This window comes from Coriobacteriia bacterium (genome assembly GCA_013334745.1).
GTDB lineage: Bacteria > Actinomycetota > Coriobacteriia > Anaerosomatales > JAAXUF01 > JAAXWY01.
In genome coordinates this window covers 1-13,039 of record JAAXWY010000023.1, presented here as the reverse complement: position 1 = coordinate 13,039, position 13,039 = coordinate 1, and the positions used below count along the sequence as shown (strand labels likewise).

Sequence of the window (13,039 nt, the reverse complement as noted above, 5' to 3'; positions counted from 1 at the left end):
GCTCAGACTAAGCGGTTCCTGCAAGTCCGTGAAGCCGCCATAGCTTTGACGTACAATCAGAATTGGTGGAGCGGGGGGCGTCATCTCACGCGAACTAGGACTGCGATTGTGCATCCTATGGTCGCTGCTAGGGGGATTACCGCGTGCAGGACTCGTTTGGCCCATTCGAACTGCGGGGAGAACTCGGTCGCGGTGCCATGGCCGTAGTTTGGCGTGCATGGGATCCAGGTCTTGAGCGAGAGGTGGCCATTAAGGAGCCGGTGATTCCGCAAGGGACGCCTTCTGAAGTCGCTAGCGAGCTCGCGTCGCGCTTCGTGCGCGAGGGCAAGACCGTCGCGAAACTCAACCATCCCTGTATCGTTACTGTCTTTGACTCAGGCATTTACGGCGGCCGCCCTGGCATGATCATGGAGCTCATTGAGGGTGTCACACTGGCGGAGCTTCTCAGGGCGGAGTATCGCCTCGAAACGGAGGCTGCGCTCTCCGTGGAATTTCAGCTGCTCGATGCTCTGGGTTATGCGCACCAGCGTGGCGTGGTGCACCGTGATGTGAAGCCTGACAACATCTTCGTTACCACCGATGGTCACATTAAGCTTGCAGACTTCGGCATCGCTCGTCTTGCAGATCAGACTCGATACACGCTTGAAGGCACTGTCATGGGTACTCCGGGGTACATGGCGCCCGAGCAAGTCAGGGGGCTTCCCGCCGATGAGCGCGCGGATGTGTTTTCAGCTGGAGCAATTCTTTACGAGATGTTGACAGGGTCGAACCCATTCGGAGCGGGTGAGGGTATCGATTCGACATCGGTGATGTATCGCATTGTTCATGAGGATCCGGTCTTGCCCGATGGCTCCTCCTCTTCGCTGCCAATGTGCGCTGCGCTAATCGCGATGAACAAGCTGCCGTCTGCTCGATTCCAGAGTGCGGACGAGATGTCTTCGGCGCTTACCGCCAAGTCCACGATTCGAACTCCCTGCTCCAACGCCAAATCAAGACGGATTCCTGTTTGGGTAATGGCGGCTGGAGTCGCGCTGTTGGCGGTTGCGCTCGCACTGGCTTGGAGCGGTTCTCGGCCGGGCACAATCGAGACAGGGGCAGTTCCCAGCCAGGCACAAAGCACAAGCGATTCAGCATCAGCGCCGGCGACCAGCGACCGGCCATCCAGTGCCGACCCCGAGGCAGATGCGACGGAGCTGTTAAGACAGTGGGCTGACTTTCTGAACTCGGGCGAAACGGGGCTCGCCTACCTCCTAATGACGGAGAGATTCCGGGCGAAGACATCGCAGCAGGAGTTTGATTCGGATATGTCCGGAATGCGCGGCTGGACATTCGAAGAAATCAACGTGACGAGTTCAGAGGGGAATGTGGTGCGGGGGGTGGTGGGACTCACCGACGGCAGCCAGGTTATCCCCGAGGGGTTCAAGGCCGTGTACGAGCGGGGCGAGCTCCTTATTGACGAGCTTGTCGCGATTGCAATGTAAGGGCACGGCGGAAGGGCGCCTTCTTGAGCATGATTGGCCCGTATGAGCTACGCAGCGAGCTTGGCAGAGGAGCCATGGCAGTTGTTTGGCGTGCATTCGATACTTCGCTCGAGCGAGATGTCGCCCTAAAGGAACCTCTAACGCCGCCCAACGCTGACGAGGCCACGGCCGCGGAGTTCTCCAGACGCTTTGTTCGTGAGGGTAAGGCGGCTGCGCGCCTGAATCACCCCGGCATTGTCACAATTTACAGCGCAGATATATACGACGGGCGTCCTGTGATAGCCATGGAACTGATTGAGGGGCGCACACTGAGCGCGATTCTCGAGGCTGGGCCGATCGAGCCTCACTCCGTGCTTGCAGTTCTCGACCAGCTGCTCGAAGCCGTCGACTACGCGCACTGCAGAGGGGTCGTTCATCGCGATATCAAGCCTGAAAACGTGTTCATCGGTGAAGACGGTCGAGTGAAGCTGGCGGACTTCGGCATTGCGCACGTGGAGTCATCTGCGGCACTCACGCAGGCGGGTACGATTATGGGCACGCCCGGCTACATGGCACCCGAGCAGGTGGTTGGCGCGCCCGTGGGTGCGCAGGCCGATATATTCGCGATCGGAGTCATCGCTTATGAAATGCTCACAGGCAGGCACCCCTTCGGTCTGTCGACGGGAATCGCCCCGGCCACCGTTATGTATAGAATCGTGCATGAAGCGCCGGCCCCGCTGGGCCTAGATCTCTACTCGCCCGACGCCGTGCGTCTAGCAGATATCGTTTCAAGAGCGATGGCCAAGTCCGTTGAGAGTCGGTACCAGACTGCCGAGGAAATGCGGCTCGCGCTTTACGCTGGCGCACCTTCGTCTGGCTTACAGCAAGTTCGTTCACCCACCGGGAACGGATCGGCACTGAACACCTCTATACTATTCCTCGCTGGTGTTGTGGCCGTACTCACGATTGTCTTGATATACCTAGTTGCGTTCCCTCATCAGCCGGTGAGCGGTCGCGCTACGACTGAGTTGGTGACCACGTCGACCGTGCCCGTCGAGGGCTCAGCCGAACCAGGGGGCGGTACGGGTCGGGCGGAAGAATCGGCCCCCGGTTCGAGTGTACAGCCGAACGATGGTCGCCTTCCCGAGGGGCACCCTCAGATTGGTTCCGGAAACTAGGAATAGGGGAGTCAAAGTGCCTGAGAAGCTCGGACCGTACGAGATCAGGGGTGAACTCGGTCGCGGAGCCATGGCGGTTGTTTGGCTTGGATGGGACACTCGCCTGGAGCGTCAGGTCGCGATCAAAGAGCCTGTGATTCCTCCTGGCACAGGGGGAGGCACCTCCGAGGACCTTGCCGCTCGGTTCGTTCGTGAAGGTCAGGCGGCAGCCCGGCTCAACCACCCCGGGATTGTGACAATTCACGCGGCCGAAGTGTATGACGGTCGCGCGGCTATCGTGATGGAAGTCATCGAGGGCGACACGCTGTCTAGCATCCTGGATGCCGGCGCGCTCACGCCTACCGCCGCATACGCCGTTCTCGATCAGCTTCTCGACGCAGTGGGGTTCGCACATTCGCGCGGGGTGGTTCATCGCGATTTGAAACCAGACAACATCTTCATCACGCACGATGGACGCGTGAAGCTCGCGGACTTCGGGATTGCGCATGTTGGGACGGGTGCTGCGCTCACCCAGGCCGGCACAGTCATGGGTACGCCGGGCTACATGGCGCCCGAACAAGTCACCGGGCAACCGGTGGATGCGCGATCCGACATCTTCGCGATCGGGGTTATCGCGTACGAGATGTTCACGGGCCACAACCCGTTCGGTGCAACAGATGGAATCGCACCAACCACAATCATGTATCGGATTGTTCACGAGGCCGCCCCATCGTTGCCGGCGGAGGCCTTCGCAGGACTACCTGCCGACCTCGGTCCGGTGCTGGCGACGGCGCTTGCCAAGAACCCCGCAGACAGGTTCGCTGACACCAACGCCTTCCGCACAGCGTTGGCGGGTGGGCCGATATCGACGGCGCCGACCGCGGGGATGCCCGCGACGGTGTCGCTCCCGTCGCCTGGAACGCTGCCGCCCGCAGTCGGGCAGCCTCACGGCGGGGGCGCCAATTGGACGCCCTATCTGATTGCAGCCGGTGTCTGCTTGGCGCTACTCGGCGGCTTTATGTTCGTGAGCGGCGGCACAACCAGCGGCTTTACACCCACGACCGGCGTGCCAGGTTCGACAGTGCCCACGGCGACCGGTGTGATTCCGGCCGAGGGGCAGTCGGGGGGCTCAACCGGCAAGCCTACGGAGGACATCACCTACGCTGCCAATGCGCACGCCTCGAGCACGCTTCCCGCTGCCGGCGGCAACGACTACTCAGCGTCCAACCTGCTCGATGGTGACAGGGAGACCTGCTGGGCGGAGGGAATTGCCTGGCGAAACGGACACGACTACGGATCGGGCGAATACGTCGACTTCGACTTCGGGCAAACGGTGACGATCAGCGATATCCGCGTGCTCCCGGGGTACGACAAGGACCCGGGCGACTGGGATCGTTGGCTTACAAACGGGCGGCTGCATAAGGCCGAGTTCGTCTTCAGCAACGGTGACAGGGTGACGCACAGCTTCGACGACCGGCGCAAGATTCAGTCCATCGGCCTGAGTGCGCCCATCCAGGCCGATTCCGTGAGGATGTACATTCGCTCTGCGTACAAGGCGAAGAAGAACGGCTCGCATCCGGGGACCGCAGACACTTCGATCGCCGAAGTTGAGTTCTCTGGTGTGACCAACTAGCTGCACAGGAGGCAATTGAGCGTGTACCGGGAACGCGAGCGAGCCGGGATTTTGCGGATTGTCATGACATTCGGTGGGATCGCAGTCGGAATCGTGGCCGTGATCGGTATCTCCGGGATGCTCGTGGCGGCGCTGCTTGCCCCCGAGCAACCGCAAAGCGCTGTGTCCGGAGCGGCCGCTGTCGCGACTGCGCCAGCTGAGCCCGAAACGACGGTTGCATCGACACCTGCCGTGGCAAGTACTGCCGAGTCCGCTGCACCTGCGCTTGAGGCGACGGCTCAGCCCCAAACCGCGGATCCGAAGGTAGTCGCAATCGACGCAGGACATCAGCTTCACGGGGACTCCTCCGTCGAGCCGATCGGACCCGGCGCATCTGAGAAGCGCGCCAAGGTTGCCGGCGGCGCACGAGGGGTCGCGACAGGCAACTCCGAAAGCAGCGTCAACCTCGCGGTCGCGAAGCTGCTACGCGATGAGCTCGAAGCGAAGGGCTACAAGGTTGTGATGGTTCGGACCACTCAAGATGTCAATATCGCCAACTCGAAGCGTGCCAAGTTGGCGAACGAGGCGCAGGCCGATCTCTTCGTGCGGCTGCATTGTGACGGGAGCGCCAGCTCAGGAACGCATGGCATATCAACACTGATTCCCGTGAAGAACCGCTGGACGAAGGACATCGTCTCCGAGAGTGCTCGCGCTGGACGGTTCGTGCACAAGGCAGTCGTCGCCAGGACGGGAGCCGCGGACCGCGGCGTCGTCAAGCGAGGCGACCTCACCGGATTCAATTGGTCAGATGTTCCGACCGTGTTGGTCGAGATGGGATTCATGAGCAATCGACAGGAAGACCGCAAGCTCGATACTCGTGCCTACAAACAGGCGCTTGCGCAAGGTATGGCGCAGGGGATCGATGACTATCTGGGTGCCGAGTAGGCCGTAGGTAACGGACCGGTCGGGGGACCGGGAGGGGAGTCCCATGAAGTGCGGCGAATGTGGCGCTGAGAACTTCGATACCGCGCAGAGGTGTCTGGAGTGCGGGTCTACCCTGAAGGGGGCCGCTGATGCGGGGCAACCCGTCTCGGATCAGCCCAAGCCCGGTAACGGCGTGTGGGTGGGTGTGATCGCAGCCGCTGCCGGACTCCTACTCGTCGTTGCAGCACTGTCGGCCACCAGCGGGGGCGGTGGCGGCGGTGGGGCGCCTGTCGGAGTGACGACGGCGAGTGTTGATGCGTCTGGAGCGGTGGACCTCTCGTCCCGGCCAAAGTCGAGCGAGGTGGCTTCGGTAACCAACTCCGATCTCGGCAAGTTTGCTGCAGCGGACTACTCGGGGCACTACGAGGGTCTCTCGACTGGCGATAAGGCGGCGGTCAGCCGAAGTGAGTGGGAAACGCGGTGTGCGGAGGTGGTCGCTATCGCCGGACCACTCAAGTCGTATTCAATCATCGAGGTCGAGTATCTCGATGCGGCGAAGTCGATTGTCGTGGTAACGCTCGATCTTGGGTACGCCAATGCTCCGAAGCCCATTCGCACCGAGGCCTACTACATCAACGAGAGTGGCAAATGGGTGCAGAGCATGCTGTGGGACCGACAAATCCTTGAGTCTCGGACGGCGGTCCAGTGATGAAGCGGCTCGCGAAGCGATGGGCAATCGCGTTGACGGGCACTCTGCTGCTCTGCGCGCTGTGTGCGCCATCAGCGTTCGCCGCGAAGCGTCCCCCCGTACTGTTGGTACACGGCTGGAGCGACTCGAGTGAGAGGTGGCTGGCATCCGGCTGGATCGACGGTCGAGAGACGGTGAAGAAGGACACAGAGTGGGCGCTTCTCAAAGCCGGTGTCAGCTCGGCCTTCTACTATGCGTCTGACGAGCCGGTTGTGTATCTGTTCGACTATCACGCGCTTCAAGACGGGAAGGGCGACATACGCCAAAATGCACGCAATCTCGGTGCAGCGATCGAGGTGATTCGAAAGCGGGACAAGTGCGACCAGGTCTTTGTTGTCGCGCACAGTATGGGCGGGCTCGTTTCGCGAACGTACATGCAGGGTGCCAGCGGCAGGAAGTACGCCGACGACGTGCTCGGTCTGGTAACCATTACATCGCCGCACGGGGGCGTTTCAGTACTCGATGAGCTGTCGCTCGGTGGCGCTGGGGTGGTTGCCCCATGGATCGCTGATTGGTACAGCAGCGACGGTGGCAAGCAGATGCAAGTGTCGTCAGCTGAGTCGATTGTGGACTCACTGGACCAAGATGCCGCATCAACTCCGGTAGACGCGAACTACGCCTACGTCGTGGGCAACCACTGGCCCTACTGGGGAGACGGTCTGGTAAAGACAGTCGAAGCCAAGCCAGGCCCAAGCGCCAGGTCGAAGGTCCCATGGGTCAGCTACTGGGCCGATTCTATCCACTCGGAGAACATTGCCGGCTGGATGTGGGACTACGTCCACCCTGGGAACCTCTCAGATGCCGACGAGGACGAGGCCGTATGCAGTGATGATGGGGTAAAGAAGTTCGTCAAGGGACGCTACGATGCCGCAGTCAAGGGCGGCCCAGTCAGCACAAAGTCCCCCTCGACATCTCTCGTCCTCGACTGCTCCGGATCGATGATCGGCGAGAAGATTGAATCCGCGAAGACGGCCGCCGACGCGGCCCTCGACATCGTTGAAGGGGTTGGCAAACAGTCGGGAGTCAACTCGAAAGTCGGGCTTGTCCGATTCAACGAGGCTGCTGAGCCGATCGAAAGCCCCACCGTCAAGTACAAGAAGCTCCGTACTTCAATCCAGGGCCTCGACGCCGGCGGCAGCACGAACCTGGTAGATGCCATTCAAACCGGCATGGAGCAGTTGGCCGGCGCGAACTCACCCGTCATGATCCTGCTCTCGGACGGCGTCGATGAGCAGGGCAACACGAACGATCAGATCATCTCAGCGGCCGACGAGGCCCGTGACAAGGGGATCACCATTTACACCATCGGGTTTGGCACGCCTGGATACGACATCGACGAGGAGCTGCTCAAGGCGGTCGCTGGCAACGATGACCGCTATTCGTACGCAGACCCATCATCACTAGTCGGACTTGCGGGCGGCTTCTTGTACTCCCAGGTCGCTGCGACGTCTCAGGTTCTTGGCAAGTATCAGGGTTCAGTCGCACAAGGACAGACCGACAGCGCCGGTTCTTTCACGGTTGGTGAGACGAGCGGCACGCTGCAGGCAGTCCTCTACTGGCCTGGAAGCACGCTCGAACTCAAGCTCAAGGATCCTGACGGAGTAGAGATCGCAGACGGCTACCCGGGGCTCAAGGTTGTGCGCAGCACATCGCCAGCCCAAGTCTTCATCGAGAACGCAAAGCAGGGCGACTGGGAGCTGTCGGTATACGGTGAAAGCACATCGATGGATCAAGAGCCGTACTACGCTTTGGCGGCGTTCGAGCCCACCACTCAACCAGCGCCAGCCGTCCCGACAACAGCGCCGGCTCCCGCAGCAGTTGCGGGCGGTACGGTATCGGACGGAAGTGGGGTCCTGCTGTTTCTCGGAGCGCTTTGTCTTGCGGGTGCCGTTGCGGCTGTAGTCGCTCGCGGACGCCGGGGCGAGGCACCTGAGAAATCCCCCGAACGTGCGGGTGGAGTCTCTGCGGAATCGACTCAGACAGTGCTGTGGGCGCTGCAGTCAGAATCGGGCGGTCAGTTTCCTCTAAGCAGCGGGGTGAACCGCATCGGACGAGATGCCGATAATGACGTTGTGCTCAATGACCGCAGCGTCTCTCGGCACCACGCCGTGGTGATTGTAGGCAAGCGCGACGCAGTCTTGAGGGACGCAGCCAGCAGTTCGGGTACGCTGGTCAACGGGGAACAACTTGATGGGGAGATCACGCTTGGGGATGGCGATGTGCTGTTCTTGGGCGATGCAATGCTGGTGTTCAGGTCTTTGAGGGGATAGGGGACTCTAAGTGGGCAAGAAGCGCAAGCACAACAAGCAGCAGTCATCTCAGGGGGAGCCGGTCAAGCAACCGCAGTCCGAATCTGAGCCGCAAGCCGAAACGGTAGCCGGTCCGGAGTTGGAGGGTTTGGCTCGTTACGAGATCGATCGGGAGATCGGTCGAGGCGCGATGGGCGTCGTCTACCTTGCATCCGATACGCAATCGGGGACTCGCGTAGCCCTGAAGGAACTCGTGATACCCGAGAACACCACGCCCGAGAAGGCCGCAGAAATGCGCGGACGGTTCGATCTCGAAGCGGAGGTAGCGGGGGCGCTCGACAGCGAGAACATCGTGAAGACGCTCGGATCCTTCTCTGAGGGGGAACGACACTTCATCGTGATGGAGTACGTCGAGGGTGAGTCACTTGATGAGGTGCTCAAGCGAGGCCCCCTGCCCTGGGAGGCGGCGATCGGCGTTGCGACGCAGATGCTCGCTGCGCTCGAGGTTGCTTCTGCGGCTGGCGTGGTGCATCGGGATCTGAAGCCCGCGAACGTATTCGTCACACCCGATGGCGGCGTCAAGGTCGCCGACTTCGGTGTTGCCCGACTAGACGAAGGCGCGGGCCTTACCGTTGCGGGTCAGGTCGTTGGCACTGTGGGCTACATGTCACCCGAGCAGATCAGGGGTGATGAGCTGGATGCGCGGAGCGACATCTTCGCCATCGGAATCATCCTCCATGAGGCCCTGATCGGCTCAAATCCCTTCCACGCCGACCAGCCCACGACGACGATGTATAGGCTTGCGTACGAGGATGTCCCGCCGCTTGACCCCTTCATTGAGGGCTTGCCGGCATTCGTCACGCCCGTCATCAGAAAGGCGACGGCGAAGGAGACCGATCTACGGTATCAATCTGCCGCCGAGATGCTGTCGGATCTTGAGACGCAGACGGCACCGGACATTGCCGCGATCGAGGCAGCGGCCGTCGCTCGCGCGGCGAACGCGGAGCAGGCGGCTCAGCTCAAGCCGAAGCGCAAGCTGCCGGCGAGTGCTAAATGGATCGCGGTTGGAGTCGCGGCCCTTCTGCTGGTGGCCGGCGTTTCCGGAGCCGCCTGGTATTCGTACAAGCAGAAGGCGCTCGCTGCCGAGAACGCCCGCAAGGCAGCGATCATCGTTGAAGGCAAGGCGATGGCAGCCGATGTGGCGCGCCTCAAAGGCCTCTGGGTGGACCTCAAAGGTTGCGTGTCCAAGGTCAAGGCAGATGCTGCGCGCAATGAGCGAGATCTCGACAATTGGGACAAGGAGTGGGCGGCTCGACGTCGTCGATACAGTAAGCGGGTAGCTGAGGTGGAATCGCACAATGCCGCCGAGACTCGCAAGTGGGAGGACAGCTACACCGTGTCTTCGACGTACGACTACTGGTATGGATGGCAGTACTCATCGGAGTACACATATGAGACCAACTACTGGGACTTCCCCTCTGATCCAAAGAAGCCGGCAAAGGTGAAGGTCTCACTGAAGACGGAGAATCGGGAGCTTGACGATCTCGTCGACGAACTCAACGCGTACCGCTCAGATATTGCATCGGCCACACCGCGATCCAGGTTCTTTGGGCCGGTGTACCAAGTGCTCGGCACGACCGCACAGTCCCTCAGTGACTCGGTCGATAAGGTTCGCACGATGATGGCAGGTGTTGTGTCGACGGAGGCACGAGGTCAAAAGATCTCCTCGGCGAAAGTGGACTCAGTAAATCTGGGGTCCCTGGATGCACCGTTCCAGCAGATCGATCAGCAGGTGACGGTTGCCCTCGCAACGAACCGCCTGGGCCTCAATGAGATTCTGGGTGGAGCAACAGATGCCTCCATCAGCGCGACCAGTTCAACAGGGCCATAGGGAGCAGCGCATTGTCTGGACTGCAGCGTTACCGAATCGAGCAGGAGATTGGCCGGGGCGCGATGGGTGTCGTCTATCGCGCATACGATCTAACGCTCGAGCGGCCCGTGGCGCTCAAGGAACTCACCTTTGCAGCTGGTACTTCTGAGGGCCTGCAGGTCGACATGATCGAACGCTTCCAACGTGAAGCCCGAGCGGCCGCCCGGTTAGCGCACCCCAACGTCGTTCAGGTCTTTGACGTCTTCGATGATGGCGATCGGCACTTCATTGCGATGGAACTGCTTGAGGGTCAGTCGCTGGGGGACGCTCTGGATGGTGGCGGGCTGAGTGCCGGAGCGTCGGTCGGAATCTTGCTTGAGGTTCTCGACGCGCTGGCGGCTGCGCATCGAGCTGGCATCGTTCACAGGGACATCAAGCCCGACAACATCTTCTTGCTCGATGACGGCCGCGTTAAGGTCGCCGACTTTGGTATCGCGAAGGTGCTGGATGGGGGAGCCGCTAACGCAACACAGATGGGCACGCTTATCGGCACTCCTGGCTATATGTCGCCCGAACAGATTCTGGGCCAGCCGGTAGACGGACGTAGTGACCTCTTCTCGCTTGGGGTCGTTGGCTACGAGACCCTCTCGGGGCGTAACCCGTTCTGGGCTGAGGCAACGACCACCATGATGTTTCGCATCGCCAACGAGATGCCTCCTCCCATACCGGAGATGAAGGCCACGGGCCCAATTGCGGCTGTTGTGGCCAGATCACTCGAGAAGAACCCTGATGCGAGGTACTCGTCAGCTCAGGAGATGGCCGATGATCTCCGCCGCGCTGCAGGCGGAGCGATGCCTGCCGCGGGTGGCAGCGGTGTGCAACCGGCGCCAGCGTCGGGAAGGTCAGTGTCATCCGGGCTTGTCGCAGCACTCGTTGCACTCGGAATTGCGGCAGCGGTCGGGTTCTGGATGTTCTCGGGCTCGGGGACGACCGGGTCGGTCGTGTCCAATCCGGTGCCTCCAGGAACCTCGAGCGCGAACGGAGACCTGGTCGTCATCCAGCCCGATGGTGGCGCAGACCCTGCAGCCGAGCCTTCTGCTCAAGCGGCATCGAACCAAGGCTCCCCGGGTGCGCCCTCAACTCCGTTCTGGGGTGCGTTCTTCTACGCGAACGAGCGCAAGTCTGCAGCACGCGCCAAGGCCGATGAGCTTGAGAGCGCCGGGTATCCGGCACTGGTGCTTGATACGGCAGACTATGACTCCATCGGTAAGCCGGGGCAGAGTATCTGGGTGGTTTGTTCGGGACCCTACGCCACCAAGTCGGAGGCACAGGACGCGGCATCCGGCATGAAGCGTGAAGGATTCTCGGGTGCGTACGCTAAGAAGGTGCAGTGACCGAGCCATCGTATCGGCGTCGTGCGCCGAGAAAGCGTCGTGTGCCGATAGGGGCGCTGTTTGCTGGTCTTGCACTCGCGGCGGCGCTCGGTTCGGCGGCATACCTTGCCATTTCGAATCAGGCGCCGACCGACACACGGCCGGTCCCCGTCGAGCGGCCGTCCGCAGTGACTTCGAGCGCGCCAATCACTGCCGCGGTGGTTGCGTCGGCGGCGGCACCTCCGTCCGCTACTGTTGAGCCGAGTGCCGCTCCACAGCCCGGGCCACCAGAGGAGCAGCCGCTCGTGATCGCATGGCAGCCGTCCCATCAGGCGGACACCGGCTATCGCGGGTACGCGGAGTACAAAGTGTGCGGGGACATCGTTGACCGGACAATCGAGGCCTTGCCCGAGTTTGAGCACGTGAAGGCATGGGAGACCGGTATGGGTCTGACCGGCAGCAACAACTATCGACCGTCTCCTCGAAATCCCGCGGCGTTCGACTCTGAGCTCGCGAAGTCGAACCGAGCTAAGGCTGACGTGTTCATCTCAATACACAACGACGGAGGTGCGCCCAGTGGCGTACTCGGCGAGTGCATGCCGCGCGACGCTCGTTCTCGCGCATTGACGCGAGCGCTGGTCAGCGCACTCTCGGACGATTTGAGAATTCGTGACCGCGGGATTCGGACTCTTCGGCTCTATAGTCTTGAGAAGTCTCGCAACCATGCGAAGTACAGGGTGCTTCTAGAGGTTGGCGACAATGAGGCCGACCGCAAGCTGCTCACAAGCCCGTCCGGTCGCCAGCGTATCGCTGAGTCAATCGCTGAAGCTCTGAAGGACTTTGAGTACCGTTAGAATTTGGGTGCATCGACAGAGACCAAAGACAGCGAAGGCCGCCCGTGCGGGCGGCCTATCTGATCCGGTGCCTCTTGGCGGCTACCGTTTGACGGTGACCTTGAATCCACGACCCGCGCACTCGGGACACTTCTTATGCGCGTCGTGACCGGTCGCGTCCTTGACCTTGATGTAGCGGTTGCCTTTGCAGGCCGGGCATGTGCTCTTGCTCACCATCAGGATCATCTCCCTTAACTGGAGCTCCTGTAATCAACTGATTCATTCTTCGGCAACTTGTTAGCAATCCTGAAGCCAACATCGAGCGAATTGTGTTCGCTCTGTGACAGATTTCACTCATCCCTGCGCAAGGGTTAGCCGATACCCTTGACACGTAGTTCATGGGACTTAACACTTGCCGTGCCGGTCTATTAGGAATCGTGAGATTCCTCTTCTCTACCTACTAGCGAATTCTGCCTGCAATTCCTTAGTAACACGCACCCGTGGGGGGTCGCGCAAATCAATCGGAGGCTCTTGTGATCGGGAACACGTATGCCGTGTCCGCGTCGTCACGTCCTGATGGAGCTTGGGGGTATCGAACACGCCGCGCGCTTCTCGCGCTGCTGCTGACACTCGCACTCGCACTCGCGTTCGCGCTGCCCGCGCTGGCCGCCGACGGCACGTTGGTGGACGCCGGCTTCGAGAGTGGCGCTGAGGGCGCCGCACTTGCCACCCCGCCGTGGATCAACGTGGGCACCACGCTGCACCGTGAGTACGACGACACACGGGCTGCCGCGGGCTCACAGTCCGCATGGC

General features: G+C 61.2%; 10 protein-coding genes. All 10 read left to right on the top strand.

Annotated features, from left to right (window positions below; all coding sequences use genetic code 11):
* Window positions 1-143 precede the first annotated feature (143 nt).
* Window positions 144-1,481, top strand: coding sequence for a serine/threonine protein kinase (locus HGB10_07110; GenBank protein ID NTU71569.1), 1,338 nt, complete (start codon window positions 144-146; stop codon window positions 1,479-1,481).
* Window positions 1,482-1,555: 74 nt separating this feature from the next.
* Window positions 1,556-2,638, top strand: a complete 1,083-nt coding sequence (locus HGB10_07105; GenBank protein ID NTU71568.1) for a serine/threonine protein kinase — start codon at window positions 1,556-1,558, stop codon at window positions 2,636-2,638.
* A 16-nt stretch (window positions 2,639-2,654) separates the two neighbouring features.
* A complete protein-coding gene (locus HGB10_07100; GenBank protein NTU71567.1) occupies window positions 2,655-4,250 on the top strand; it encodes a protein kinase in 1,596 nt (531 codons plus the stop codon).
* A 63-nt stretch (window positions 4,251-4,313) separates the two neighbouring features.
* Window positions 4,314-5,174 carry an N-acetylmuramoyl-L-alanine amidase gene (locus HGB10_07095; protein NTU71566.1) on the top strand — a complete coding sequence of 287 codons (861 nt, stop codon included), beginning with the start codon at window positions 4,314-4,316 and terminating at the stop codon, window positions 5,172-5,174.
* Window positions 5,175-5,217: 43 nt separating this feature from the next.
* Complete coding sequence (locus tag HGB10_07090) at window positions 5,218-5,862, top strand: zinc ribbon domain-containing protein (GenBank protein NTU71565.1); 645 nt, start codon at window positions 5,218-5,220, stop codon at window positions 5,860-5,862.
* Window positions 5,862-8,171: a VWA domain-containing protein gene (locus HGB10_07085; protein ID NTU71564.1), complete on the top strand. Its 2,310-nt coding sequence runs from the start codon at window positions 5,862-5,864 to the stop codon at window positions 8,169-8,171. Before HGB10_07090 ends, HGB10_07085 begins: the two co-directional genes overlap by 1 nt.
* 10 nt (window positions 8,172-8,181) lie before the next feature.
* Complete coding sequence (locus tag HGB10_07080) at window positions 8,182-10,041, top strand: serine/threonine protein kinase (GenBank protein NTU71563.1); 1,860 nt, start codon at window positions 8,182-8,184, stop codon at window positions 10,039-10,041.
* Between the two features lie 11 nt (window positions 10,042-10,052).
* Window positions 10,053-11,414 (top strand): protein kinase, encoded by a 1,362-nt coding sequence (locus tag HGB10_07075; protein ID NTU71562.1) that lies wholly within the window; start codon window positions 10,053-10,055, stop codon window positions 11,412-11,414.
* Between the two features lie 284 nt (window positions 11,415-11,698).
* Entirely contained in the window at window positions 11,699-12,247 is a 549-nt protein-coding gene (locus tag HGB10_07070; GenBank protein ID NTU71561.1) for an N-acetylmuramoyl-L-alanine amidase, read from the top strand.
* 533 nt (window positions 12,248-12,780) lie between these two features.
* Window positions 12,781-13,039: hypothetical protein (locus HGB10_07065; GenBank protein NTU71560.1), on the top strand; the 259-nt coding region annotated here is incomplete at its 3' end.